General features: G+C 67.9%; 26 protein-coding genes. 17 read left to right on the forward strand and 9 right to left on the reverse strand.

Annotated features, from left to right (window positions below; genetic code table 11):
* Positions 1–40 precede the first annotated feature (40 nt).
* The 3 genes from G1H10_RS10580 (at position 41) to G1H10_RS10590 (ending at position 2,102) form a co-directional block, all read left to right on the forward strand.
* Positions 41–1,246 (forward strand): NAD(P)/FAD-dependent oxidoreductase, encoded by a 1,206-nt coding sequence (locus tag G1H10_RS10580; RefSeq protein WP_163736635.1) that lies wholly within the window; start codon positions 41–43, stop codon positions 1,244–1,246.
* Positions 1,247–1,364: 118 nt separating this feature from the next.
* Complete coding sequence (trxA, locus tag G1H10_RS10585; protein ID WP_163736638.1) at positions 1,365–1,733, forward strand: thioredoxin; 369 nt, start codon at positions 1,365–1,367, stop codon at positions 1,731–1,733.
* Between the two features lie 96 nt (positions 1,734–1,829).
* Positions 1,830–2,102, forward strand: a complete 273-nt coding sequence (locus tag G1H10_RS10590; RefSeq protein ID WP_163736641.1) for a metal-sensitive transcriptional regulator — start codon at positions 1,830–1,832, stop codon at positions 2,100–2,102.
* Between the two features lie 111 nt (positions 2,103–2,213).
* Here G1H10_RS10590 and G1H10_RS10595 read toward each other — a convergent pair whose 3' ends face one another.
* From G1H10_RS10595 to G1H10_RS10605, 3 genes are all read right to left on the reverse strand, one after another.
* Positions 2,214–2,927 (reverse strand): DoxX family protein, encoded by a 714-nt coding sequence (locus tag G1H10_RS10595; RefSeq protein WP_163736644.1) that lies wholly within the window; start codon positions 2,925–2,927, stop codon positions 2,214–2,216.
* Positions 2,928–3,084: 157 nt separating this feature from the next.
* Positions 3,085–4,242 carry a HAMP domain-containing sensor histidine kinase gene (locus tag G1H10_RS10600; protein WP_163736647.1) on the reverse strand — a complete coding sequence of 386 codons (1,158 nt, stop codon included), beginning with the start codon at positions 4,240–4,242 and terminating at the stop codon, positions 3,085–3,087.
* A gap of 5 nt (positions 4,243–4,247) precedes the next feature.
* On the reverse strand, positions 4,248–4,940 hold the full coding sequence (locus tag G1H10_RS10605; protein WP_163736650.1) for a response regulator transcription factor: 693 nt from the start codon (positions 4,938–4,940) through the stop codon (positions 4,248–4,250).
* Between the two features lie 174 nt (positions 4,941–5,114).
* Between G1H10_RS10605 and G1H10_RS10610 the strand changes: the two genes are divergently transcribed.
* From G1H10_RS10610 to G1H10_RS10645, 8 genes are all read left to right on the forward strand, one after another.
* Positions 5,115–5,462 carry a hypothetical protein gene (locus tag G1H10_RS10610; RefSeq protein ID WP_163736653.1) on the forward strand — a complete coding sequence of 116 codons (348 nt, stop codon included), beginning with the start codon at positions 5,115–5,117 and terminating at the stop codon, positions 5,460–5,462.
* Between the two features lie 104 nt (positions 5,463–5,566).
* Positions 5,567–6,388, forward strand: a complete 822-nt coding sequence (locus G1H10_RS10615) for an META domain-containing protein (RefSeq protein WP_163736656.1) — start codon at positions 5,567–5,569, stop codon at positions 6,386–6,388.
* Positions 6,389–6,540: 152 nt separating this feature from the next.
* Entirely contained in the window at positions 6,541–7,584 is a 1,044-nt protein-coding gene (locus G1H10_RS10620; protein ID WP_163736659.1) for a DUF3048 domain-containing protein, read from the forward strand.
* 11 nt (positions 7,585–7,595) lie between these two features.
* Positions 7,596–8,183 carry a CPBP family intramembrane glutamic endopeptidase gene (locus G1H10_RS10625; protein ID WP_163736661.1) on the forward strand — a complete coding sequence of 196 codons (588 nt, stop codon included), beginning with the start codon at positions 7,596–7,598 and terminating at the stop codon, positions 8,181–8,183.
* Between the two features lie 150 nt (positions 8,184–8,333).
* Complete coding sequence (locus G1H10_RS10630) at positions 8,334–8,843, forward strand: MauE/DoxX family redox-associated membrane protein (protein ID WP_163737114.1); 510 nt, start codon at positions 8,334–8,336, stop codon at positions 8,841–8,843.
* A gap of 90 nt (positions 8,844–8,933) precedes the next feature.
* Positions 8,934–9,554 (forward strand): DsbA family protein, encoded by a 621-nt coding sequence (locus G1H10_RS10635; protein ID WP_163736664.1) that lies wholly within the window; start codon positions 8,934–8,936, stop codon positions 9,552–9,554.
* Between the two features lie 82 nt (positions 9,555–9,636).
* The gene (locus G1H10_RS10640; RefSeq protein WP_163736667.1) at positions 9,637–10,296 is read left to right on the forward strand and encodes a universal stress protein; all 660 of its coding nucleotides are present in this window, start codon (positions 9,637–9,639) and stop codon (positions 10,294–10,296) included.
* A gap of 130 nt (positions 10,297–10,426) precedes the next feature.
* Positions 10,427–10,846, forward strand: coding sequence for a pyridoxamine 5'-phosphate oxidase family protein (locus tag G1H10_RS10645; protein WP_216853128.1), 420 nt, complete (start codon positions 10,427–10,429; stop codon positions 10,844–10,846).
* A gap of 72 nt (positions 10,847–10,918) precedes the next feature.
* Here the strand turns inward: G1H10_RS10645 and narI are convergent, their stop codons facing one another.
* The 4 genes from narI to G1H10_RS10665 are packed head-to-tail and all read right to left on the reverse strand — an operon-like array spanning position 10,919 to position 17,751.
* The gene (gene narI, locus G1H10_RS10650; protein ID WP_163736670.1) at positions 10,919–11,662 is read right to left on the reverse strand and encodes a respiratory nitrate reductase subunit gamma; all 744 of its coding nucleotides are present in this window, start codon (positions 11,660–11,662) and stop codon (positions 10,919–10,921) included.
* Entirely contained in the window at positions 11,659–12,378 is a 720-nt protein-coding gene (narJ, locus tag G1H10_RS10655) for a nitrate reductase molybdenum cofactor assembly chaperone (protein ID WP_163736674.1), read from the reverse strand. Before narJ ends, narI begins: the two co-directional genes overlap by 4 nt.
* Positions 12,371–14,035 carry a nitrate reductase subunit beta gene (gene narH / locus G1H10_RS10660; RefSeq protein ID WP_163736677.1) on the reverse strand — a complete coding sequence of 555 codons (1,665 nt, stop codon included), beginning with the start codon at positions 14,033–14,035 and terminating at the stop codon, positions 12,371–12,373. The genes narJ and narH overlap by 8 nt, the downstream gene beginning before the upstream one ends.
* Entirely contained in the window at positions 14,035–17,751 is a 3,717-nt protein-coding gene (locus tag G1H10_RS10665) for a nitrate reductase subunit alpha (protein ID WP_163736679.1), read from the reverse strand. Before G1H10_RS10665 ends, narH begins: the two co-directional genes overlap by 1 nt.
* A gap of 397 nt (positions 17,752–18,148) precedes the next feature.
* Between G1H10_RS10665 and G1H10_RS10670 the strand changes: the two genes are divergently transcribed.
* Positions 18,149–19,315 carry an MFS transporter gene (locus G1H10_RS10670; RefSeq protein WP_163737120.1) on the forward strand — a complete coding sequence of 389 codons (1,167 nt, stop codon included), beginning with the start codon at positions 18,149–18,151 and terminating at the stop codon, positions 19,313–19,315.
* Here the strand turns inward: G1H10_RS10670 and G1H10_RS34995 are convergent.
* A complete protein-coding gene (locus G1H10_RS34995; RefSeq protein WP_163736682.1) occupies positions 19,226–19,504 on the reverse strand; it encodes a DUF1016 N-terminal domain-containing protein in 279 nt (92 codons plus the stop codon). The genes G1H10_RS10670 and G1H10_RS34995 overlap by 90 nt on opposite strands.
* Positions 19,505–19,636: 132 nt before the next feature.
* Positions 19,637–19,789, reverse strand: coding sequence for a DUF1016 domain-containing protein (locus G1H10_RS10685; protein WP_163736685.1), 153 nt, complete (start codon positions 19,787–19,789; stop codon positions 19,637–19,639).
* Positions 19,790–19,981: 192 nt separating this feature from the next.
* Between G1H10_RS10685 and G1H10_RS10690 the strand changes: the two genes are divergently transcribed.
* The 5 genes from G1H10_RS10690 to G1H10_RS10710 all read left to right on the forward strand — a co-directional run bounded on the left by G1H10_RS10690 (position 19,982) and on the right by G1H10_RS10710 (position 26,098).
* Entirely contained in the window at positions 19,982–20,920 is a 939-nt protein-coding gene (locus G1H10_RS10690; RefSeq protein ID WP_163736688.1) for an epimerase, read from the forward strand.
* A gap of 145 nt (positions 20,921–21,065) precedes the next feature.
* Positions 21,066–21,746: an ABC transporter ATP-binding protein gene (locus G1H10_RS10695; protein WP_163736690.1), complete on the forward strand. Its 681-nt coding sequence runs from the start codon at positions 21,066–21,068 to the stop codon at positions 21,744–21,746.
* A gap of 3 nt (positions 21,747–21,749) precedes the next feature.
* Entirely contained in the window at positions 21,750–22,532 is a 783-nt protein-coding gene (locus G1H10_RS10700; protein ID WP_163736692.1) for an ABC transporter permease, read from the forward strand.
* A gap of 155 nt (positions 22,533–22,687) precedes the next feature.
* Positions 22,688–23,125, forward strand: coding sequence for a pyridoxamine 5'-phosphate oxidase family protein (locus tag G1H10_RS10705; RefSeq protein WP_163736695.1), 438 nt, complete (start codon positions 22,688–22,690; stop codon positions 23,123–23,125).
* A gap of 246 nt (positions 23,126–23,371) precedes the next feature.
* A complete protein-coding gene (locus G1H10_RS10710) occupies positions 23,372–26,098 on the forward strand; it encodes a multicopper oxidase domain-containing protein (RefSeq protein ID WP_163736698.1) in 2,727 nt (908 codons plus the stop codon).
* The last annotated feature ends 95 nt before the right edge of the window (positions 26,099–26,193 follow it).

Here is a 26,193-nt window from a genome sequence, read left to right on the forward strand (position 1 = left end):
GAACGTGGAGGATAGAGATCGTTCCTGGGAGGTGGACGACGTGCGTAAGAGGGTCCTGGTGCTGGGCGGCAACTTCGGTGGATTGACGGCCGCACTGAGTGTCAAGCACGAACTGCAGGGTGATGTGGACGTGCGGGTGATCGCGGCGTCCGATCGGTTCCTGTTCAACCCGTCACTGATCTGGCTTCCGTTCGGGAAGCGCCGTCCGCAAGACATCACGTTCCCGCTCGCGCCGACGTTGACGGAACACGACGTCGATTTCGTCCATGCGAGCGCGACCCGCATCGACGCGGCAGCCAAGCGCGTGACGGCCGCCGGTGTCGAGTACGACTACGACTATCTGGTGATCGCCACCGGCTACCGGAACGCGATGGGGGCAGTTCCGGGTCTAGCCGACACCGATGGCGCCTACACCATCACGACGCTGGAGGATGCCATCCACGCGGGCGAGGGGTGGCGACGGTTCCTGCAGAACCCGGGACCGGTGATCGTGGGTGCGAGTCAGGGCGCGGGATGCTTCGGCGCCGCGTACGAATTCCTGTTCAACATGTCGTACCAGCTGCGCAGATTCGGCCTGAAGAAGCACGTGCCGCTGACCTACGTCACGGCCGAGCCGTTCCTCGGGCATTTCGGCATCGGCGGCCTTCCGGGTGGGGAGCGACTGCTGGGGATGTTCCTGAGGAAGGAGGGCATCACGGCGGTCACCGAGGTGGCGATGGAAGAAGTCGTCGAGGGCAAGCTCGCCGTTTCCGGGCGCGAACCACTCGATTTCGCCTACGCCGTGATCATCCCGCCCTTTGAGGGGCAGGACGTGGTGCGCGGTGTCCCGGGCCTGGCCGACGAGAAGGGATTCGTTCCGGTCCGCGACACTTACCAGTCGGCGGCGTATCCCGATGTCTATGCTGTCGGGGTGGCCGCGGCGGTGAGCGTGCCGTGGACGACGGCCGTCCCTGTCGGAGTCCCGAAGACCGGCTTTCCCACGGAGGTGCAGGCGCACGTGGCTGCCGAGAACATCGCCAGCCAGATCCGGGGCAAGGAACCGGGCAGGCACAAGGCTTTCGGTGAGATCCCTGCGGTGTGCGTCATGGATGCGGGAAACAACGGTGTGATGATCCTTGCCGACCGGATGCTCCCACCGCGCAAGGCGGGTGTGCTGATTCCCGGCCCGCAGTCCCACGGAGCAAAGCTGTTGTTCGAGAAATACTTCCTCTGGAAGGCGCGGCACGGGTATGTGCGGCTGCCGTGAGCGTCGTCGTGCGCAGATCCGGGTATTCGACGTGGTGAGCGGCGCGTCGTGATGCGGGAATGGCTGCCGCAATGTGGGTGTTGTATACCCCAGGGAGTATCGAGAGAAGGGCTTGCTGATGGCAACGGTTCAACTGACCAAGGACAACTTCAACGACGTGACCAGCCGCGACGGTATCGTGTTGGTCGACTTTTGGGCGGCGTGGTGTGGCCCGTGCCGCATGTTCGCCCCGGTGTTCGAGCGTTCTTCGGAGAAGCACGAGGACATCGTCTTCGGCAAGGTCGACACCGAGGCGGAGCGTGAGCTCGCTGGGGCCTTCCAGATCAGCTCGATCCCGACGCTGATGGCGATCCGGGACAATGTCGTGCTCTACGCGCAGCCGGGTGCGCTGCCGGAAGAGGCGCTGGAGGATCTCATCGCCAAGGTGCGGGCCGTCGACATGGACGAGGTGGCGCAGAAGCTGGCCGCCGACAAGGGCTCTCGATGAGTCTGCCGCTCCTGGGCGGCCTGAGTACACGTCATCATGGGCGTCGCTCCCGGCCGGGTATCGTTACCCTCCGGGGTATCGTGAAAGGAACCTACGGTGGAGCTGGATCGAGAGTCTCTGTCTGATGTGATCGTCCGCCTGAACCGGGTGCAGGGGCAGCTGCGCGGCATCGTGGCCATGATCGAGGAAGGCCGGGACTGTAAGGACATCGTCACCCAGCTGGCCGCGGCGTCGCGGGCCCTGGATCGCGCGGGCTTCAAGATTATCTCTACCGGTCTGGAACAGTGCGTGACGGCGGAGAGCGCGGGGTCCGCCGAGGCCAAGATCGACCGCAAGCAGCTGGAGAAGCTCTTCCTGACCTTGGCCTGAACAGGCGGTGCCTGAACGGGCGGTACACGTATGGCGGCGCCTGAACCGGCGTGCGGGTCCGGGCGCGGATCGGTTCCCGAACCCGCACGGCGGGTGGTGGCTGTGGCCTGTTCAGCTCGGCGGTGTCTGCGCTTCGCCGGAGTCCGCCTCGGGCTCGGGCGCGCCTTGTTCCCGGCGACGCGAGCGCAACCGTCCGCGGAACCATGGCGTGCCCAGCAGCGGCAGCGCCCAGCGGTCGAGCCCGTACCAGCCCGCGTTCCGCCAGGCAAGAATCAGCAGGAACGACACCAAGATCATCGCCGGGTTCACGCCGGCCGAACCGGCGAATACGAACGAGAAATTCAGCACCGCGCCCAAGGCGGCGGCGATGCCGGTGAACAGCCCGACGATCAGCAGCACGCCGATCACCAGCTCGCCGATGGCGACCATCGGGCCGAGCCAGGGGTGCGCGGTGTCTCTCACCCACTCCAAGAAGTCCACGTACCAGCCGTACGCGACGTCCGGGTGGGGCCCTTCGGATGCCTCGATCGCCCCCTGCGCGAAGCCGGCCACGGAGTCACCGACATCGACGTCGCCGCTGGACCGGACCCAGCCGATGTTCCCGTCACCGGTCAACCCGTACTGCTGGTCGCCCCAGTCCCAGAAACGCAACGTGATGTCGCCGCCGAACACCTTGCTCCATCCAGACTGGAACCACTCCCAGCCCAGCCAGAGCCGCGCGATGAGCCAGATCCAGGCCGCTCGGTTCGAGCCGAACAACCAGCGGGCGACGGCCGGTTCCTCGATATAGGTGGGGCCCGATGGGGTCTGTTCGGTTGTGGACATGGATATCACCAGCCTCCCTGCGAGTCCCGCCAGAAACGTAGGGGTTCTCCCCTGTCACCTGCCGGCGAGTGCGACGGGACGTTGACGGTTCTGTTGCCCATCTGCGGGACTCGCACACGTCTATGGTGGCGAACTGTGCGTTCGGGCGTAGCCCACGTCACGCGTGGTGCAGCGGCACCGCAATGGTGAATGTGGAACCCTCACCAGACGCTGACTCGACATGAACCGTTCCGCCGTGTGCGGTGACCACCTCTCGCACGACGGCGAGGCCGATGCCCGATCCCGGGGCCGCCGTGCCATGCCGGGCTGTCCACCAACGGTCGAAGACATGCGGCTGGTCTTCGGCCGGGATGCCGGGACCGGTGTCGGCGACCCTGATCACTGCGTCACCGGCCTCGACACCTGCGTAGACCGAGACGCGGTCGCCGGGGCGGCAATAGCGAGCGGCGTTAGCCAGCAGGTTGCCGATCGCCTGGTGCAGCCGGTCCGGATCGCCGTAGACCGGGACCGGCCCGGTGATGTCCGGCCGCACGTCCAGCCCGGCCGATCGCAACTGACTTCGATGCGCGGCGAGCGCATCCGCGGCGAGGACGCCGAGGTCCACGACGGTGCGTTCAAGCGACAGCGCCGCCGACTCGGCGGCCGCGAGAGTCGCCAGGTCGTCGACGACGCGGCCCAGCCGAAGCGCCTGATCATGAAGCCTGGACAGACAGCCGGCGTCGGGCTCGGCGTAACCGTCGCGCAACTCCTCCAACTGTGCCTGCAGGGCGGTGAGCGGCGTGCGGAGCTCGTGTGCCACGTCCGAGGTCATCCGGCGGCGCGCAGCCTCGGCGCGGGCGAGATCGTCCGCCATCCCGTCGAACGCCTCCGCCACGTCGCCCAGTTCACCGGGACCGCGCAGCCCGACCCGGGCCGAGCGGTCGCCACTCGCGAATGCACGCGCCGCGCCGGCCAAGGCGATCAGCGGTGTCGTCAGTCGTCGCGAGACGAACCAGCTCATCCCGACCGCTACGGCGAGCGCCACCACGGCGGCGACACCGATCCACCACCACGCCACCACCCGGCCGTCGGCGACGGCCGCCGCGCCCACCATGTCCGCCATCTCACCGGAGTGCCCCGCCATGTGACGCATCTGGCGTCCCGCTTCCGTCAACCCGAGGTCGGCGCCGATCAGGGCTGCGAGCGTGAGGACGGCCACCGCGGCGACCGCGACCAGGATGAAGGCCACGAGCAGGCGGCGCCCGAGCGGCCCGAGGGTGTCACCGGTGCGGCCCTGTGCGACGGTGCCGCGCCGCCCTGGGCGGTCGGCGGGCATGTCCCTCACCTGTCCCTGGCGAGAGTCATCCGGTAGCCGACGCCCAGGACGGTCTCGATGATCCGATCACCGTCCGGTCCGAGCTTGCGGCGCAGATTCTTCACGTGCGAGTCGACGTTGCGCTCGTAGCCGGCGAAGTCGTACCCGCGAACCCGGTTGATCAGCTCGTACCGCGAGTACACCCGCAACGGAGCGGTGGCCAGGGCGGTCAGCAGACCCCATTCGGTGGGGGTGAGCTCCAAGAGCCGGCCGTCCAGCCGAGCCTCATGGCGCGGCTCGTCGATGGTCAACCGTCCAACCCCGAAGGACGCTCCGTCCGGACCCGGGTTGCCCGATCGTGTGCGATGAAGCACTGCCTGCACCCGCAGAATCAGTTCGGTGGGGCTGAACGGTTTGGTGACGTAGTCGGCCGCGCCTTGCCGGAGGCCACGAATGCGGTCGTCCAGCTCGCGCCGGGCGGTCAGCACGACCACGGGCACGTCGTTCGTCTCCCGAGCCGCTGCGAGCACCTCGGCACCGTCCAGATCGGGAAGCCCCAGATCGAGGACGACCAGATCGACGCCTCCGGACGACAGTAGCCTCAGCGCTTCGGCGCCCGACCCTGTGGCCAGGACGGTGTAGTCCGCCCGCTCGAGGTAACGACGGAGCACCTCGCGGATCTCCCGCTCGTCCTCGACGACCATGACGTTGCCGGCCATATCCCCTGTCTAGATCCGGTCTGCATGCCCGGATAGGGACGAAGAGCATCCGTCCGCCGGGCGTTGGTCGGTTCTCCACACCCTCTCCACACCGAACACGTGCCGCTTCCACGCCGACCGTCCACGCTGGAGGCGTCACAGCGAGAGGTGTGACTGCGAGAGAGGGGCCAGATCATGAAACGCACCAGGAAAGCGGTCTTAGCGCTGTCGACAGCCGGAGTCATCGCCGTTGGAGGCTTTGCGGCGCTGCCCGCGCTGGCCGGCGGCGAGACTGCGCCCGCGACGACGGTCTCGGACGATGACGGAGCTACGTCCCCGGCGACCGCGGACCGTGACCGGCCTGGCCAGCACGGGACGATGCGGCATCACGGCGGAGAGGGCCGGGGGATGGGCGAGCACATGGGTGACCGTGACGACCACGGAATGGGCATCCACATGCGCGATCATCACCGCGACGGTTCCGGCGACGGCAGCGGACACGGACCGGGCGCAGCCGAGTGCCCGTTCGTCACCGAGGAGTGAAGGCAGCAGCAGAACCGCCGCGTCCACGCCGGGTGCGTCTGGAGATGGCAACCGTTCGGTCTCTGCGGGCGTCTCATAGATGACCGGTACAGGGAGGCGAGGACATGCGGACGGCCAGACATGTTGCGGCGATCGGCGCGTTGACGGTGCTTCTCATGGCATGCGGAGACGACGGCGGCGGGCCGGTCGCCACGTCGGACGGCAGCGGTTCTGGTGCGGATGCTGACGACGTGGCGATCGACGGCACGTGGGAGCTCGTGGAAGGCAACGGCCCGGGCGGGCCGCTCGAGGTGGTCGACGGGTATCCGGTGACCTTGACGATCGGCGACGAGGTGGGTGGCCGGTCGGCCTGCAACCACTACGGCGCGGAGCTGACCCGGGACGGCGCGTCGGTGAGTTTCGGCGTCAGCCACATGACAGAGATGGCGTGTATGCCAGAGGTCATGGACCTGGAATCGGCGTACTTCGAGGCACTGGAAGATGTGCGGACCGCCGGGCTGGAGAGCGACATGCTGGTGCTGGCCGGTCCGTCCAGTGAGCTTCGTTTCGAGGCGGTGCCGGAGGTACCGGTCGCGCAGGTCGTCGGTACCGACTGGGTACTGGAGAGCCTGGTGGACGGCGTCGGCGGCGACGCCACAGTGTCCAGCGTGGCAGGTGAGCCGGCGCTGCTCCGGCTCGAGGAGGACGGGACGTTCACCGGCTCCACCGGCTGCCGCGAGATGAGCGGCGACTACGTCGTGTCGAACGGCCAGATCGCCCCGGTCGAGCTCACCATGGATGACCGGGAGTGCCCGGATGAACTGCGTGATCAGGACGATCACGTGGTCTCGGTGATGGAGGGCTTCCAGGCCTCCGTCGACGGTGACACGCTGACGCTCGTGTCGCAGGGTGGTCGAGGCCTCGTCTACCGCACGAGCGACGGCTGACAGCGGAGGAAGCCCGATCCTCTCCCGGTGCACCACGCCGGCCGGGCCCGCGCAGGTTATGACCACCGGCCGGACCGGACCGTTCTTTCGGCCCTGGGCTCAGCGGCGTTTCGCGCCGAGGATGGGGTCGGGATCGCACCAGGGAGCGCGTGATGGCTCGTATGCGGAAACGCCGTGCCGTCGCGGTGTCATTGATCGCGACGGTGCTGACGGCTGTGCTCATCGTGGTGTTGAGCGTGCGGGGCGATGAGCCGGCAGACGGACCGGCCGTCGTCCCCGCCTCGGATCGGGCGCCACTGACCGGCCTCGTCGTCGAAGACGCGACGACACTCGATCATCCAGCGGTCGCGATCAAGGTCTCAGACGTGCGTCAAGCGCACCCGCAGGCCGGCGTCGAGCGCGCCGATATCGTCTTCGTCGAACCCATCGGGCTGTCGTATACCAGGTTGGCGGCGGTCTTCCACTCCCGTCTGCCCGCACGTGTCGGACCGGTCCGCTCGGTCCGGCCTGCCGACGCCCCGTTACTCGGGCCGTTGTCGCCGGTGTTCGGCAACACGATGGGCGCCGGATGGGTGGTGACGTATGCCGATGACGTGGCGGACTGGGACAACCTCGGAACCGCCCGGGTCAGCGGGTCCGGTGCCTACGTGGTGGACCGTGACCGCCCGCGGCCGGACCACGTGTTCGCCACGCCCGAAGAACTGCTGGAGCTGTCGGAGCTGACGGAACCACCCGAGCCGTACTTCGACTACGCGCCGGCCGGCGGACGGAGTTCGGCAGAGCAGGCGGGCGAGCCCGGCCGTCTCGCGGTCATCCCGTACGGAAGCAGTTGGCAGGTGACGTGGACGTATGACGATGGGTCCGGGCGTTACGTCCGGGAGCAGCCCTGGGGTCCGCACATCCTCTCCGGTGGTGACCAGGTGGCCGCCGCGAACGTCCTGATCATGGAGGTCGAGTCGAGGGTGGACAAGCTCGTGGAGGGGCACGGAGCGCCGGTGCCCGTGCTGGACCTCGTCGATGCGTCTGGCCGGTTCACGACGTTGTCGGGTGGCTCATCCGTGACCGGCAGCTGGACCAAATCAGGGGTCAACGACCCGTTCCAGTTGCGTACGGACACCGGCGACGAGCTGAAGCTGTCCCCGGGCAACACCTGGGTCGAGCTGCCCGTGCCGGACGCCGGCGTGATGATCAGCTGAGTGTCGTCACCATGGTCATCGTGGTGCCGGCCTTGGCGTTCAGCTACTCGGCGTTCGTCGTCGTGGTGCCGGCCGGCGCACCCCAGCCGGAACTGCTGCAAGCGTCGTTGTGGGCAGCCGCCGTGGTCGTCGGTTACGTGCTGTATTCCAGACACCGTGCGCGTCGATTCGCATCCATCTGGACGTATCCACGGACCTGGTGGTTTCTGCTGATCGCGGCTCTCGCCACCGGCGTGGTCGTCTTGGCGGTGGTGTTCCCGTCCGACGACCGGACACGGATCGACCTGGTACGGATCACTGCGCTCATGGTGATCGGAGAAGAGGTGCTGTTCCGTGGCCTGCTCTGGGACATGGTTGCCGACGCCTGGCGCATGTCGCGGCGCGCCGAGTCTCTCGCTTGGGCCGTCTCGACGGTGTTGTTCTCCGTGGCGCACCTGCAGTACCACGACTTCGGCATCACTATGGCGTCGGTTGGGCAAGTCGGCTACACCGCCGTGGCCGGGCTTGTGCTCGGTTGGGTTCGCGTCCGCACTGGCGGGCTCGTCGTCCCCATCCTGCTGCATGCCGGTGGCAATGCGATCTTGCAGCTGTTGCGGTAGCAGCGTGCTGACCAGTCCCTAAGTCCTAGCGGGACGTGACTTCCGGCCGTGGTGGGGAGCGCGGGCCACGTCGCATCGTGGAGCATGCCGCCACGACCGGTGTGGCGGCGTCGCATGCCGGCGACAACCACGGCGGACGGCGGGGTGATCATGCTGCTGGGCACCGAGGGCCGGATGGCTGTCGGCGTCGCCGTGGCGACCGCAACGCGGCTGCTGCTGGCCGGAGTATGGCTATACGCAGGGCTGTCCAAGGTGGGAGACGTGCGCGCTTCGGTCCGTGCGGTCAAGGCGTATCAGGCCATGCCGAACGCGCTCGCCGAGCCGGTCGGGGCGGCGCTGCCGATGGTGGAGATCACCCTCGGCGTCCTGCTGCTGGCCGGCCTGGCCGTACGCGCGACTGCCGTGGTGTCGGTGTTGCTGTTCGCGGTGTTCGTCGTCGGGATCGGGTGGGCATGGGCGCGAGGGCTGCGTATCGACTGCGGCTGCTTCGGCGGAGGCGGTGAGCTCGGCCCCGGTGAGTCGCCGCGGTACGGGGTGGAGATCGCCCGCGACGTCGCATTGATGCTGGCTGCGGCCGTCCTCGCCCGCTGGCCGCGTACCTGGTTCGCGCTCGATTCCGTGTTCGCTCGAGATGTCGCATTTGACGAGAAAGGCCGATGATAGATGAACCAGCGCACCAATCCCGTGGGCTCCGGACTCCCAGGAGACTCCCGCCGGAACGCCTCGAGGACGTCCAGATGGACATCGGGGGTGGCGATCAGCGGCCTCGTGGCGGCCGGCCTCGTCGGGATGGCTGTCTGGCAGGCGTCCGCTCCCGGTGACGACGTCGCCACGCCGACGGCGACGTCGAGCGCAGGCGACGGTCTGTCCACGGGGTCGGGCCCGGTAGAGGTGGAGATCTACCTCGACTTCCTCTGTCCCGCGTGCAGGGTCTTCGATGAGGCGGCCAGGCCGATGCTGGACGCGTACCTCGCGGAGGACGAGATCACGCTGACCTATCACACCATCGCGATCCTCAACCGTGCCTCCACGACGGAGTACTCCACCCGGGCTGCCGGTGCGGCCGGATGCGCCGCCGACGGCGGTGAGATCGACGCGTTCGTCGGCGCGATGATGCAGCGGCAACCCGCCGAGGGCGGTCCGGGGTTGTCGGACGACGAGATCGTGGAGATAGGCGTGGACGTCGGGCTGACCGGATCCGACTTCGCCGAGTGTGTCCGCGACGGCGTGTACCACGACTGGGCGGATGGGGCGACGGACGCGGCCGCGGACCGCGGGGTCGCGGGCACCCCGACCGTGTATGTGGGAGGCACCCAGGTGACGGAGTTGAGTCTGCAATCCCTGGCAGAGGCGATCGAAGCCGGCGGCTGATCCTGTCGTTCGGGACCTTTGGCGCGCCACCGAGGCCGTTCAGGCTTGGTGGAGGGGACGTTCTGGGCGGCAGAGTGGAACTATGACGACCGTACTCGTACTCGTAGGTGTCTGGACGGTGTCCGGGCTGCTGACGACGTATCTCATGGCACGTGCCGGGCATCGCCACCCGAACTGGCTGCTGATCGGCCTGGTTCTGGGGCCGCTCGGGCTGCCCATCCTGTATGAGCGCGCGGAACGCCGCGCGCGCCTGGTGGCGGAGCGTGAGTCGTCGGCCACCGGCGAACCCACAGGTCTGACGGTCGTGTTCGGGCTGGACGGGTCCGGGGAGTCCGAAGCCGCCTTCGAGGCCGCGTTCCGTGTCCTCGGCGAGCGGGTCCGCGGCGCACACCTGGTCGAGATCGTCGACTTCGACAGTGGTGCCGACGCCGGCTTCGTCACGTCGGTGGAGGCCAGGCTGGCGAGCTGCGCTCAGCGGTGCCCGACTGCCTCGGTCTCGACTCACGTGGTGTCCGGGCAGCCCGCCCCGGCGCTGCTCGCTTTCGCTGAGGAACACGGTGCGGACGTCATCGTGGTCGGACGTCGCGGGCGGGGAATGTCGACGTGGCTGCTGGGTAGCGTGTCCGGGGCACTCATGCGTTCGTCGACGGTGCCCGTCCTGGTGGGCGGTTATCAGAGTGAGCGTGCCTCCGTGGACGACGCCGATGCGGGCGAGCGTCGTGACGAGGACGTGAACGCCTGACCCCGTCGCCGGCCCGAGTACGCTGGTCGCCCGCAGGAGGCTAAAGGCCTCTCGGCTTCAGTCGTAGTGGCACTTCGACGCTGCCCCGTTGGACCCGGGTGGACCCACACAGGTAGCTCTAGCCTGAAGTATGAGTACCGACTTCCGGACGGGCATGACAGTCCTCGAGGAGGACGATTGCTGGCAACTGCTGGACACATCCTCCGTGGCCAGGCTGGCTGTGCTGGTTGGGGATGATCTGGAGATCTTCCCCATCAACTACGTCGTCGACGGCCGCGCGATCGTCTTCCGCACCGGCGAGGGAACCAAACTCGCCGCTGTGACGATCGCACGGAACGTGGCGATGGAGATCGACGGCTATCACCGTGCCCGGCGGGAGGCATGGAGCGTTGTCGTCAAAGGTACGGCCGAGCGGGTCGAGGACTTCGACGAGATCTATCAGACGGAAGAGCTGCCGCTGCGCTCCTGGAGCGACCATCCGAAACAGTGGTTCGTCCGCCTACTCCCGCAGCAGGTCACCGGCCGCAGATTCGCCGTCGCCGGTTACTGACGCCGTGCCTCGGCCAGCTACGCGCACGCCCGCGGCCGAACACGCCCGGCACACGCACGACCGCGCGGCGCGTCACCGCCGACCCGCACGCTGGCGGGTGCGCACACCGTCGCGGTTCCGGTAGATGGGCCGGTCTGGACGGGCGTCGCGGCTGCGATAGACGATGTACGGCCGGAACAGGTATCCGATCGGCGCGCTGAACATGTGGACCAGCCGGGTGAACGGGATGGTCGCGATGAGCAGCAAGCCGAAGAGCGTGTGGATCTGGAATGACAGCGGGGCTTCGGCCATCGCGTCGATGTCCGGGTTCAAGGTGAACAGGGAGCGGAACCAGATCGAGACCGTCTCCCGGTAGTTATGCTCGTCCGCGACGATACCCGCGCCGATCAGCGTCGTCGCTAGCCCAGTGATGATGGCGGCCACCAGCGCGACGTACATCGCCTTGTCGTTGCGGGTGGTCGCCATGAACACCGGTCCGTTGGTGCGTCGCCGGTAGATGAGGATGGCGACGCCGGCCAGCGTGCTGAACCCGGCGATGGCGCCGAGCACCAGCGCCTGGATGTGGTACGCATCGTGGCTGACCCCCATCGCATCGGTCCACGATTCCGGAATCACCAACCCGATGATGTGGCCGATGATGACCACCAGGATGCCGAAGTGGAACAGCGGACTGCCGATGCGCAGCAGCCGGCTCTCGTACAGCTGGGATGACCGGGTGGTCCAGCCGAGCTTGTCGTAGCGGTACCGCCAGAACGTCCCGACCACCAGGATGGCAATGGCGACGTAGGGCACGGCCGCCCACAGCAACGTATTCATCGTGAGACTGCTCCGTCGAGGTTCGTACCGAACGGTTCCGACCCACGCCGGTGCGGGTCATAGGGCTGTAACTGGATCGGCTGCGGACCGGCGCCCTCCAGCCCGACCAACTCGGCCGGCGGTCCCGCCGCGGCGATGCGCTGTGCGGCGGCAGCGACGTCGGCGGAGGCATGAGGAAGCGTCGCGCAGACGGCGTCGACGGCTCCGGCGTACGGCGAGGCCGCCTTGTGCAGTGCCTGGCGGAGCAGCTCCAAACCGGGCCGGTGTTCGCACAGTAGTGCCTCACCCGCTTCTGGGTCCCCGGCGGCCGCGAACTCCAGAACCACGGCGAGATGGTCCGGTAGCTCGTTCCTGGGCGGCTCCATGCCGGCGTTCCGGTACGCCTGCTTGAACCCGACGAGCGCGTACCCGCGGTTGCGGGTATCGCCGTGTGCCCACCAGGTCAGGTAGAGGCAGCACCGCTTACGCAGGTCGAACGTGGCCACGTACTGCCGCTGCTGCTCGCCCAGCGGCGTGGCGCGGATGTGCTCGAGCACCTGTGCCAATGGCTCACGCGTGCCGTCCGGCAGCATCCCCGGTGCCTCCACCGCCGAGCGCAGCAGCCCGAGCTCGTCCAGGAGCCGATCGTCCGGGTAGGTCAGCACGCGGGACGCGACCTGGCGGGCCGCTGCCCGTGCAGTGGCACGCGAGACCCCGGCGCTGAGTCGCTCACGCATCGCCGTCCTCCTGCCGTTCGGGGAACAACCCGGCGGGTCTGCCCTGGCCGTCCCAGTTGAGCAGGTTCACCCGCTGCTCCTTGTTCTCCGGACCGGCAAGCGTGTCCGTGGTCTGCCGGTGCCGTAGCGCGTGGAACGTCTCCACCGACACCGGCACCGGCTGACCGGACGCCTCGCCGAACGGGCCGGAGCCGTTGATGTACATGCCCGGGCCACCGTCGTAGTCCAATGAGCAGCTCATCTCTTCAAGCTGACGGCCGGCCTCCTCGTACGCGGTCGGGATGACGTAGCGATCCTCGTACTTCGCGATGGCCAGCAGCCGGTACATCGCGTGCATCGACTCCTCGGTCATGCCGACGCCGGCGGGTATCTCCGGCCGGGTTTCGCGCCCGAGATTCACGTCGCGCATATACGAGCGCATCGCCGCAAGCTTGCGCAGGACTGCATCGACGGGTGCGGTGTCGCCGGCGGTGAACAACTCGGCCAGGTACTCGATCGGGATGCGCAACGCATCGATCGCTCCGAACAGGTTGCCCGCTTCCTCGGCGTCGTGTCCGGTGTCGCGCACCTGGTCGACGACGGGGGAGAGTGGTGGGATGTACCAGACCATCGGCATGGTCCGGTACTCCGGATGCAGCGGCAGGGCGACCCGGTACTCCTTGATCAGGCGGTGGATGGGAGAGCGCTGGGCGGCGGAGATCCAGTCCTCGGCGATGCCTTCGCGGCGGGCGGCCTCGACCACCTCCTCGTCGTTCGGGTCCAGCAGCACGTCCAGCTGTGCCTGGTAGAGGTCCTTCTCGTCCTCCACCGCCGCCGCCTCCAAGACCTTGTCGGCGTCGTACAGGATCAGACCGAGATACCGTAGCCGTCCGACGCAGGTCTCCGAGCAGACCGTAGGAAGCCCCACCTCGATCCGCGGGTAGCACAGCGTGCACTTCTCGGCCTTGCCGGTGCGGTGGTTGAAGTAGACCTTCTTGTACGGGCAGCCGGTGACGCACATCCGCCAGCCGCGGCAGGCGTCCTGGTCGACCAGGACGATGCCGTCTTCGCTCCGCTTGTACATCGCGCCGGACGGGCACGACGCCACACAGGACGGGTTCAGGCAGTGCTCGCAGATCCGCGGCAGGTAAAACATGAACGTCTGCTCGAACTCCAGCTTGACCTGATCCGAGACCTTCTTCAGAACCGGATCGTCGACGGCGAGCTGCGGTCCGCCGGCCAGGTTGTCGTCCCAGTTCGCCGACCACTCGACCTTCATCGGATCACCGCTGATCAAGCTGCGCGGCTGGGCCACCGGCATCTGGTCGCCGAGCGGGGCGTTGATGAGATTGTCGTAGTCGTAGGTCCAGGGCTCGTAATAGTCCTGGAGCGAGGGCAGCTTCGGGTTGGAGAAGATGCTCAGCAGCCGGCGCACCCGGCCGCCGCCTTTCAACCGCAACCGGCCGCGCTTGGTCCGTTCCCAACCGCCGCGCCAGCGCTCCTGGTCCTCGTAGGTGCGCGGATAGCCCTGACCGGGCCGGGTCTCGACGTTGTTGAACCAGACGTACTCGGTGCCCGGCCGGTTGGTCCACGCCTGCTTGCAGGTGACCGAGCAGGTGTGGCAGCCGATGCATTTGTCCAGGTTCATCACCATGGCCACTTGCGCCATGACCTTCATCAGTAGGTCACCTCCTGGGAGCGGCGGCGGACGACGGTCACCTCGTCGCGCTGGTTGCCGGTCGGCCCGAGGTAGTTGAACCCGAACGACAGTTGCGCGTACCCGCCGATCAGGTGGGTCGGTTTCACCAGCAGCCGGGTGAGGGAGTTGTGGATGCCGCCACGTGTGCCGGTGCTCTCGGTCAGCGGCACGTCCACCGTGCGCTCCTGTGCGTGGTACATGTACGCGGTGCCGGTGGGCATGCGGTGCGACACGGTGGCACGGCACGTCACGACGCCGTTCCGGTTCACCGCCTCCACCCAGTCGTTGTCGCGCACCCCGATCCGCCCGGCGTCCGCCGGGCTCATCCACAGTGTCGGACCGCCTCGGGACAGACTGAGCATCAACAGGTTGTCCTGGTACTCGGAATGGATCGACCACTTCGAGTGCGGGGTCAGATAGCGCACCGTGATCTGGGTGCCGTCGCCCTCGCCGACGGCCGACTCACCGAACAGCGCGGTCATGTCGACGGGCGGACGGAAGACCGGCAGGCATTCACCGAGATCACTCATCCAATCGTGGTCGAGGAAGAAGTGCATCCGCCCGGTCAGCGTGTGCCACGGTTTGCCCTCCTCGACATTGACGGTGAACGGCGCGTATCGGCGGCCGCCGGTCTCGCTCCCGGACCATTCCGCGCTGGTGATCACCGGCACCGGCCGGGCCTGAGTGTCGGCGAAGCTGATCCGCTTCTCCTCGCTGCCTTCGGCGAGGTGGTGCAGCGGCCGTCCGACGCGCCGTTCCAGTTCGCGGAAGCCCTCGACGGCGAGCCGCCCGTTGGTGGTTCCGGAGAGCGCCAGGATGGCCGAGGCCATCTTGACGTCGGTGTCCAGCGCGGGCCGCCCGTCAACCGGGGAACCCGGCGTGTTCATCACGCCGCATTGGGCGGCGAGATCGGCGACCTCCTGGTCCGGCTTGACGGTGACCGCCTTGGTCGTCAGCCCGAGGGTGTCCACCAGCGGGCCGAGACTGGCCATCTTGTCGGAGATCGCCGCGTAGTCCCGCTCGACGACGGCCAGCCCCCACATCGTCTTCCCCGGCACCGGGTCGACGTCGTCGCGCCGCCAATCCCGCACCGAGCCGCCTGGCTGGGCGACCTCACCAGGGGTGTCGTGCTGCAGCGCCGTCGCCACCAGGTCCTTGCGCACGCCCAGGTGCTTGGCGCTGAGCCTGCTGAAGGCGCGCGCGATCGCGTTGAACGCGTCGAAATCGGTGCGTGTCTCCCATGGCGGGTCGATCGCCGGATTGAACGCGTGCACGTACGGGTGCATGTCGGTCGAGGAGAGGTCGTGCTTCTCATACCAGGTGGCGGCCGGGAGAACCACGTCGGAGAGCAGCGTCGTGCTGGTCATCCGGAAGTCCATCGACAGCACCAGGTCGAGCTTGCCCTCGGGCGCCTCCTCCCGCCAGACGACGTCGCGCGGGCGGCGATCCTCCGGCGTCTCCTCGGCGCGCAGGTTCGCGTCGGTGCCGAGCAGGTGGCGCAGGAAGTACTCGTTCCCCTTCGACGACGAACCCAGCAGGTTGGCCCGCCACACGGTGAGCACCCGGGGCCAGTTCTCCGGTGCGTCCGGGTCCTCGCAGGCGTACCGGAGCCGACCGTCACGCAGCTGCTGCGCGACGTACTCCTTGGGGTCGGCGCCGGCAGCCTCCGCCTCATCGACCAGTTCCATCGGATTGCGGTCGAATTGCGGATACGACGGCATCCAGCCCATCCGGGCGGACTGAGCGACGACGTCGGCCGTGTGCATGCCGGAGAAGTGCCCTTCGGCCAGCGGCGAAGCCAACGCGTCCGCCTGGTACCCGTCGTAGCGCCACTGGTCGGTGTGGGTGTACCAGTAGGCGGTGCCGATCATCTGCCGAGGTGGGCGAGACCAGTCCAGCCCCATAGCGAGAGTCGCCCAGCCGGTGAACGGCCGGCACTTCTCCTGTCCCACGTAGTGCGCCCAGCCTCCGCCGTTGCGGCCCATACAGCCCGTGAGCATCAGCATCGCGAGGATCGCCCGGTACGTCGCGTCGCCGTGGAACCACTGGCAGATGCCGGCGCCCATGATCACCATCGACCGTCCGCCGGATTCCTCGGCGTTGCGGGCGAACTCGTGCGCGATCCGTGCCACGGTCTCCGCTTTCACCGAGGTGATCTCCTCCTGCCAGGCGGGTGTGTAGGGCTGCGATGCGTCGTCGTAGCCGGTGGGCCAGTCGCCCGGCAGGCCGTCGCGGCCGACACCGTACTGTGCCAGCATCAGGTCGAAGACGGTGGTGACCAGCCTCCCGCTCACCTTGCGGGCAGGTACGCCACGGCGCAGCACACCGGGTCCTTCGGGATCGTCGAACCTGGGTAGCAGCAGCGTCACGCCCTCGCTCGCGGGGTCACCATGGAACGACAGCCGCGGCCGGAGGCCTCCGAGGTCGAGGTTCCAATGCCCGACCCCCGAGCCGGTGTGCCGGAATCCGAGCGAACCGTTCGGGACCACGGCGTCGCCGGTGTCCTCATCGAGGACGACGGTCTTCCACTCATCGCCCTCGCCGGGTTCCATGCCGTCGTAGGATTCAAGGTCCGCAGCGGTGACGAACTTGCCGGGTACGTATCCGTCGGTCCGTTCGGTGAGGGTGACCAGGAACGGCAGGTCGGTGAACGTGCGGACGTAGTCGGTGAACGCCGGCACGTGCCGTTCGACGAAGAATTCGCGCAGTATGACGTGGCCCATCGCCATCGCCAGGGCGCCGTCGGTGCCCGGCTGGGCCGGCAGCCACTCGTCGGCGAACTTGGTGTTGTCCGCGTAGTCCGGGGAGACGGTGACCACCTTCGTGCCCCGGTAGCGGGCCTCGGCCATCCAGTGCGCGTCCGGGGTGCGTGTGACGGGGACGTTCGAGCCCCACATCAGCAAGTACGACGCGTCCCACCAGTCGCCGGACTCCGGGACGTCGGTCTGGTCTCCGAACACCTGTGGAGACGCCACCGGCAGATCGGCGTACCAGTCGTAGAACGACGTCATCGCGCCGCCGATCAGCTCGATGAAGCGCGCGCCGGCGGCGTGCGAGACCATGGACATCGCCGGGATCGGGGAGAATCCCGCCACCCGGTCCGGGCCGTGCGCCTTGATCGTGTGCACATGTGCCGCGGCGATCATCTCGACCGCCTCGTCCCAGTTCACTCGGACCAACCCGCCCTTGCCTCGCGCCCGCTGGTAGCGGCGCCGCCGCTCTGGGTCGGCCTGAATGTCGGCCCACGCCTCGACCGGGTCGCCGAGGCGTGCCTTCGCCTCCCGATACATCTCGACGAGCACACCGCGGGCGTACGGGTATCGCACCCGGGTGGGGGAGTAGGTGTACCAGGAGAACGCTGCACCACGAGGACAGCCGCGTGGCTCGTACTCAGGGCGGTCCGGGCCGACGCTGGGATAGTCGGTCTCCTGCGTCTCCCAGGTGATGATGCCGTCCTTGACGTACACCTTCCAGGAGCACGAGCCGGTGCAGTTCACCCCGTGCGTGGAGCGCACGACCTTGTCGTGGCTCCAGCGGTCCCGGTAGAAGACGTCGCCCTCGCGCCCGCCACGGCGATGGACGGTTCGGAGATCGGCACTCACCTCGCCTGGGGTGAAGTATCGGCCCGTCTTGAGCAGCAGCTCAGCGATCGGACCGTCCAGCTGTGGGGTCGTGCCGTCATCCGTGTCCGCCATAGGGCAGCTCCGTTCCGCGTCCGTCTCTCTCATCGACTCTAGACAGACTGCCCGTTCCGCGCGGGGTATTACAGGGGCGAAAGTCCCAGACGATCGGCTCTACTGGCCGGATGTCCCTTCGAACTACGGTCGTTGATGTGCGTCTTCGCCGGTCGAGACCGCCACGCGTGGCTGGCGTACGGACGCGCCGACGATGTCCGTGAACGCATCACCCAGTCCGCCCTGGCCCTGCAGACTGGTCCCATGGGATGACGACCGCCGGAACGATCGCACCAGGATGGGCTACCTGGTCAGACGACACTCGAACGATAGAGGCTGAACGAATGGAGCCAGCGTGAGCACCCAGTCGCCGTCGACGACGCAGCAACAGGCCACCGCGCCCTCGGGCAACCCATGGATGCTGGCGCTCGCCACACTCGGGTTCACGTTGACGTTCTGGGCATGGGCGCTGCTCGGTCCGCTCGGGCCTGATCTGCGGGATCGGCTGGATCTGTCGGTCAACCAGCAGGCGATCGTGGTGGCGGTTCCGGTCATCGTGGGTTCGATCGGCCGCATCCCGGTGGGTGCGCTCACCGACCGCCTCGGTGCGCGGATCATGTTCCCGGCGGTGAGCCTGCTGACCATCGTCCCGGTGCTGTACCTGGGACACGTCGCGGACTCCTACGTCCAGTTGCTCGTCGGCGGATTCTTCCTGGGCCTCGGTGGGACGACGTTCGCCATCGGCATCCCGTTCGTCAACGCGTGGTACCCGCCGAGCAGCCGAGGCACGGCGCTCGGGATCTTCGGCGCAGGTATGGGCGGCACCGCCATCGCGGCGTTCACGACGGTTCCACTCGCGGACAACGTCGGCCAGAGCTTCCCGTTCACCCTGGTGGCGGTGATCCTGGCGGTCTACGCCATGGTCGCGTGGCTGATGCTGCGGGACTGGCCCGGTCGGACCGTCTCGACGGCGAGCCTGCTCTCCCGGACGGTGGGCACGCTGAAGATCCCGGCGACGATCCCGTTGGCTCTGCTGTACGCGGTGGCGTTCGGTGGGTTCGTCGCGTTCAGCGTGTACCTGCCCACATACCTGAAGAACGCGTTCGAGCTGTCGCAATCCGACGCGTCGTTCCGAACGGCGGGTTTCGTGCTCGTCGCCGTGGTGATGCGTCCAGTCGGCGGCTACCTCTCCGACCGATTCGGTGCCGTCACCGTGCTCTCCGGAGTGTTCGGAGCGTCCGCCGTGCTGGCGCTACTGGCGTCGTTCGAGTTCGATCTCGTGCCGGTGGGCACGGTCGCGTTCCTCGGTCTGGCCGCAGCGCTCGGTGCAGGCGCGGGTGCGGTGTTCGCGCTTGTCGCCGAGATGGTGCCCGGCGAGCGTGTCGGCGCGGTCACCGGCTTCGTCGGCGCGGCCGGCGGGCTTGGCGGGTTCTTCCCGCCGCTGGTGATGGGCGCCTTCTACAGCTCGCTGGACTCCTACACGTGGGGGTTCGTGCTACTCGCGCTTACCGCTGCGGCGGCGTTCACGTACACCACGACGGCCGTGCGCCGCCAGGTCCGCGAGCACCAGGCACGTTGCGAATGAACGTTCGTTCGAATGTAGAAGATGCCGCTTCGACCACCGATGCTCTGCTGCCTTCGATGCGTACCATACGTACTGGTCAGGCTTGTTGCTGAACGTATCGAGCAGCACTCTGTGGAGGGACCAACCAATTTGTGCCACCACTGGTGGCACAGATTCAGGAATCGGCCACATCATGGCAAAGCGTCGCATGTAGAACTAGCCACGACGTGAGAAACCCCGAGCTCCGCCCGTCGTGGCTCGCAAGTCTTGGCTGATGCGACCGACGACGTCGTCGCCCCAGCCGTGCTCCTGCTGCTGTTCCAGGATGTCGCGGCCTATCGATCAGTACAGCATCACCAACTCGGTGTTCACCGCGCGAGCCGCGCGGTTTTGCGCGTCGCCGATGCGTTGGCTGAGGCGGTCGATCAGGCTCTGGTACGCCTTCGTGTCGACGACGGCCTCGACAGATGCGGGTGCGTTGTGCGATTCGCTCATGCTACGAGAATAACTCGAGGTAAATGGATGTTATCACGATAAGATTAAATCTAGTGAGACTAGACAGAAGTATTCTGGGTCAACTAGACGGAAAAAGTTGCGGCCGGATGGGCTCGTTCGCGTCTGGGCCGTGGACGGGGTTCCGGTCATGGCGGGAGCGTTCGTGGATGCGGACCGTGTATGTATAGGTGGGTGGAGAACAGGCAGCGGAAGATCGTCATCCCAGGTGGCACCGGCTACATGGGGCGGGCGTTGACCGGACGGTTGATCGAGCGGGGTGACGAGGTGGTCATCCTGTCGCGTGGCACTTCGACCACGGTGCCGGGCGCCACAGTGGTGGACTGGGACGGCGCCCGGCTCGGGGCGTGGGTCGACCATCTCGACGGGGCGGACGCCGTCGTCCACCTCACCGGCAAGCGCGTCGACTGCCGCCCGACCCGGCGAAACATCGAGGAGCTGATCCGTTCCCGGGTGGAGCCGGTGCGTCTCGTGGGCGAGGCGATCCGCCAGGTGTCAGCGCCGCCAGGAGTGTGGGTGCAGTCGGCGACGCTGGCGATCCACGGCGAAGGCGGCGACCGGATGATCACAGAGTCGACTCCGGTCTCCGGTGTCGGTCCGCAGCAGATGGTCCAGGTGGCGCTGGCCTGGGAGGCCGCATACCGGGAGGCGGTCGAGCTGGTGGATCGTGCCGTTCTGCTCCGGATCGGCGTCGCCATCGGCGGCAGCGGCGACCCGGCCACGGAGCGGCTGCGCACCTTGGTCCGGCTGGGCCTCGGCGGCACCGTCGCGTCCGGCCGGCAATGGTTGTCCTGGATCGCGCTGGACGACCTGCTGCGCGGCCTGCTGCGTGCCATCGACGAGCCCTCCATGAACGGCATGTACCTCTTGACCTCGCCGTCGCCGGTGACGAACGCCGAACTGATGGCCACGTTGCGGCGGCTCATCGGCAGGCGCATGGGATTGTCGTCGCCGGCGTGGCTGACCCGGCTGGGAGCGCCGATGCTCGGCTCGGACCCCGAGCTTGCGCTGACCGGGCGGCGTGCCTACCCAGAACGCTTGCTGGCCGAGGGATTCACCTTCGGCGTCACGGACCTGGACGAGGCGCTGCGTCGCGCCCTCGCCGACGCCTGAGGGCACATCGACGACGTCCCCGGCGAAGGTGCAGCTGACATGGTGACGTCAACGGGCGGCATGATCGGCGCCGACGTCCTGGTGCCCTATGTCCCCGAGGTCGATTCATGCTCTGGTGTGCCCGCGACGTGGTTGAGTATGTTCCGTGAGCGATGAGCAGGGTCTGTTCGCCTTCCATGACGTTGTCGTGGAACGGCAGGGCATCCGGGCGTTGAACGGCTTCTCGGCACGCATCGAGGGTCTCGGGGTGACCGGTCTGAGCGGGCCGTCCGGTTCCGGCAAGAGCACGTTGCTACGGCTGTGCAACCGGCTGGAGGTTCCGACGTCGGGACAGGTGCTGTTCCGCGGCGACGACGTCGCCGGCCTGGATCCGCTCACCCTTCGGCGTCAGGTCGGGATGGTGTTCCAGAAACCCACGCCGTTTCCAGGGTCGGTCCGCGACAACCTCCTGGCCGCCGCGCCCGACGCCGGTATGGACGAGTTGGAACAGGCGCTGCTGCGTGCCTCGTTGGACGGTTCGTGGCTGGACCGAGACGCCACCACTCTCTCCGGCGGTGAGGCCCAGCGCGTCTGCATGGCGCGGACGCTGGCCATGGAGCCCGAGGTTCTGCTCCTCGACGAACCCACCTCCGCCCTCGACCAGGCAGCGGTGGAGATCTTCGAGCAGGCGGTGAGCGAGCTGGTGAAGGCGGGACTCGCCGCCATCTGGGTAAGCCACGACACGGTGCAGCTGAGGCGGGTCGCCGACGTGGTGTTGCGGATCGACGACGGTCGCTATGCCGGAACCGATCGGATCGAACATGGTTCTCCAGCCGAGGAGGTGTGAACAGTGGAAGGTGACGTCAGCATCGCGGGACTCGCGACGTCGCTGGCACTGGTCGGTGTCGCGGCCGCCATCTCGCTGTGGCAACGGCTCGGGCTGGAACGACGCATCCTGTGGGCGGCGGCCCGAGCGCTGGTGCAACTGCTGCTGGTCGGCGCGGCGCTCGCGCTGATCATCGAGGAAGGCCGGCCGCTCGCGTGGTCGTGGCTGTGGGTGGTGGCGATGGTCGCGTACGCCGGGGACGTCGCACGTCGCCGTGCACCCGAGGTGCCGGGGGTCATGTGGCTGGCGATCGCGGCGTTCTCCGCCGCGGCCATCATCAGTCTAGGTGTCCTGTTCGGGTTCGGCGTGCTGCCGCTGGAAGGGCGCACGCTCGTGCCGCTGGCCGGGATGCTGGTCGGTAACTCGATGACGGCGACCGTGCTGGTCGCGCGCCGCCTCGTCGAGGAGCTCCGGGACAAACGCGACGAGGTCGAGGCCCGGCTTGCGCTGGGGCACGCATCGCAGCAGGCATCGACGCCCTACCTGCGAACCGCGTTGAGATCCGCCGTCACCCCGCAGATCGAGACCACCAAAGCGACCGGTCTGGTGTTCTTGCCGGGAGCGATGACGGGGCTGATCCTGGCCGGCGTGTCGCCGACCGACGCGGTCCTCGTCCAAGCCGTGGTGATGTTCCTGATTCTCGGATCGGTGACGACTACGGCGGTCGTCATGGCGCTAGGGTTGATCCGGCGTCTGTTCACGTCGGATCACCGGCTGCGCTGGCTGCCGCGACAGGCCGAGACATGATGCGCAACGGCAATGACGTCGGCCAGGGTCTTTCGGCCCTACCCATGGGCCGGTCGGACGCAAATGATTCGAGTAACAGCACCCAGAGGAGACAGACGTGCCCGGAACCCGGCCTGAGCCCGCGCTCGACCCGAAACTCGCAGGCAAGGTGAACCATGGCAGATAGGCGCCAGCTGATCCCCATGGAGCGGGAAGACGCTATCCGTCTGCTCGCGAGTGTGTCCCTGGGGCGCATCGTCTTCACCTCGCAGGCCCTGCCCGCGATCCGGCCGGTGAATCATCTGGTCGACGACGGCGACCTGATCGTGCGCACGCATATCGGTGCGGCGATCACCTCTGCGGTTACTCCGACCACGCCCGGCGTGGTGGTCGCCTACGAGGCGGATCAGATCGACCCGGACTCCCGTCTCGGCTGGAGTGTCGTCGTGACCGGCGTCGCCACCGCCGTCACTGATCCGGACGAGATCGCCCGTTTCGAGGGACGGCTGGAGCCGTGGATCGACCAGCCGATGGATCAGGTGGTGCGGATCGTGCCCGACCTGGTGACCGGTTACCGCCTGACGAACGGTACGGAGCCCGCCGAGGACATGTGACGTGCATCTCGGCCGTGTGTCCAGGACAGTCGGGACCTTAGTCCGTACCTGGCGCGGCGCCGACGCGCCAGAGTTGGAGTGCGACATCCGCTGACTGAGCGTGCTGGCCGGCAGGTGGAGCACGCGGCCGGAAATCCCCCGTGTCGGGCCGCGCTGCGGCCACCTACCGGCCGGCCTTGGCGCCCTCCGGCGGATGTCGTCCTGGTTTACCGAGTCACCGGACGCCGGCGTCAGGGAGGACGACAGATGGCCGCAGCCGCTGGAGATCGCCGCGAACTGCCTCTGGTCGAGGCACGTACCCATCCTGGACCGTCGTATCGTGAGCCGCGGCTGTACCGGACCGCACACGCGGTGATCTTCGGTTATCTGGCGCTCGCGGCTGTGGTCCTCGCCGCCGATCCCGCCTGGCTGAATACCCGGTGGCTCACCATCCACCTGGTGTTCCTCGGCGCCGCGACGACCGCGATCATGGTCTGGAGCTCGCACTTCTCCCAGGCGTTGACCCGCTCCGTCACCGGCGATCGGTGGCTCGGTCGCCGGGTCGCCGTGCTGACCGTGGGCGTCGTCTCCGTCCTCGGCGGGGTGGCGCCCACCGGCCACAGCACCTTGGCGGTCAGCATCGGCGCGGTCACCGGAGTGGCGCTGATTCTGCTGGCGGTCGGCGCGCACGCGCTGGTGCTGGCGCGGATGGCGCGCACGAGGTTCGGCGGACCGCTGAAGGACGTGGTCTGGTTCTATGTGGCCGCCTGCGGCGCGCTGTCTCTGGGCGCGCCGTTGGGCGCCGCCCTGGCGACCGGGGTGCCGGCGACGGTAGCGACGAGTACCGGGTCGTTCGCCGCGCACCTGCACCTGAACATCGTCGGTTGGGTCGGTCTCACGGTTCTGGGGAGCCTGCTGATGCTGGGACCGGCCACCTTGCGGGCGCGGATGCATCCGCGCGTTCCGCGTGCGGTGCGGCCGGTGCTGGGCACCGGGGTGGTCGGCCTCGCCCTGACGGTGGCTGGTCTCTGGGCCGACGTGCACGTGGTTGCGGTCGCGGGCCTCGGCCTGTACATCGCGGGCATCGGCATACTGATGGTGGCGCTGGCGGCGACGGCCCGCAACAGCCGGGCCAGGCGCGGGCCGGCGCTGGCGCTCGGGCTGGGCATGGGCTGGTTCGCCGCCTACCTGGTACTGGACCTTGTGGCGGTAGCGACCGACGGTAGCGCCGGAGCGGTACGACTCGTGACGGACAAGGTGCCGATGCTCGCGCTGGGTTTCCTGGCGCAGGTACTGATCGCCGCGTTGACGTTTCTGCTGCCGGTGCTGTTCGGCGGCGGCCCAGCGGGGCACAAGAGCCTGGCCGGGCGGTTGGCGCTGGGGTGGAGCGTGCGGTTAGGGGTGCTGAACGTCGGCGTCGTGCTGCTCGCGTCCGTCGACACCGGCGGATGGCGGACCCTGGGCTGGCTGCTGGCGGCGGGCGCGCTGGTCGCGTTCCTCACGCTGGCCGTGTCGGTGCTGATACCGGAGGCGGTGAGCACCCGGTTGCGCTGGGCGTGGACTCCTGCGGTTGTCGTCGCACCTGTGATCGTCCTGCTCACGGCCATCGCCGCGGTGCCGGGTGGCGACGACGGCTCGGCCGCGTCGGCGACATCGGCGACGTCGGCGGCGGGAAGTGACAGGGAGCGTCACGTCGTTGACGTCGTGCTCTCCGACTTCCATGTCGAACCGGCGAGGTTGGAAGTGCCGGGCGGGGCCGATCTGGTGCTCCGCGTGCGCAACGAAGGTGTGCACAATCACGATCTGCGGCTGGAGAACGACGGTGACACCTTCGCCACCCGCTCGCTCCGTGGCGGTGAAGAGGACGAACTGCACGTCGGAACCGTGACCGAGGCGGTCGAGGCGTGGTGCACCATCGGGGCGCACCGGCAAGCCGGTATGGAGATGGAGATCGTGCCCGTCGATGCCGCATCCGGCGACCTGGAGGACGACGGCGCTACCACACATGAGACGAATCCCGGCGCAGGCGGCGGCCATGGCATGCACGACGGTGAAACGTCAGGCGACGTGAGCGGAGCGGACGGTGCCACTGCGACGAACGGCTCCCCGGACCTGGAGGCGGCGCTGTCGGGGACGCCCTCGCAGGGCAAAGATTTCGAGGCGAGGGACGCACGATTGGAGCCGGCACCGGGCGGAACCGTCCATGAGATCAGGCTCCCGGTGCAGGAGACGGACGTCGTGGTCGCACCCGGCATTCAGCGACGGATGTGGACGTTCGGCGGCTCCGTGCCGGGACCGGTGCTGCGGGGCAAGGTCGGCGACGTCGTCGAAGTGACATTGGTCAACGAAGGGAGCATGGCGCATTCGATCGACTTCCACGCCAGCGAGGTGGCGCCCGACGTCGAGATGCGCTCCATCGAGCCCGGGGAGTCGCTCGTCTACCGGTTCCGCGCCGAGCGCGCCGGCGTGTGGATGTACCACTGCGGGACGGCGCCGGTACTGCAACATGTGGCGAACGGCATGTATGGGGCGGTGGTGATCGATCCGCCGGAGCTGGAACCGGTCGACCACGAGTACCTGCTGGTCCAATCCGACATGTATGTCGGCGACGGCGACGAGCCAGCCCCCCTGGACGATGCCCGGCGCGGCGCCTACGACCTCGTGACGTTCAACGGCTACGTCAACCAGTACCTGCACGATCCGCTCACCGTCGGCGTCGGCGAGCGCGTCCGGATCTGGGTGCTGGCCGCCGGGCCGAACGGCGGCAGCGCGTTCCATGTGGTCGGCAGCCAGTTCGAGACGGTCTTCAAGGAGGGCGGGTACCTTCTGCGGCCGGACGAGGAGTTGCGCGGTGGCTCGCAGACGTTGGATCTCGCCGCTTCGCAAGGAGGGTTCGTGGAGTTCACGCTCGACCGGCCCGGCGAGTACCCGTTCCTGACCCACCGACTCGGTGACGCCGCACTCGGTGCGACGGGCCTGATGCTCGCCGAGTGAGTAGAGAGCGGAGAACGACGAGCGACCAGGTCCGGTAGGAGACGGGAGGGAAGGAGCGATGTCCTGGCCAGGGTAGGCGCGGGCGTCGGCCTGTG

It is taken from the genome of Phytoactinopolyspora halotolerans, from assembly GCF_010550675.1.
GTDB lineage: Bacteria > Actinomycetota > Actinomycetes > Jiangellales > Jiangellaceae > Phytoactinopolyspora > Phytoactinopolyspora halotolerans.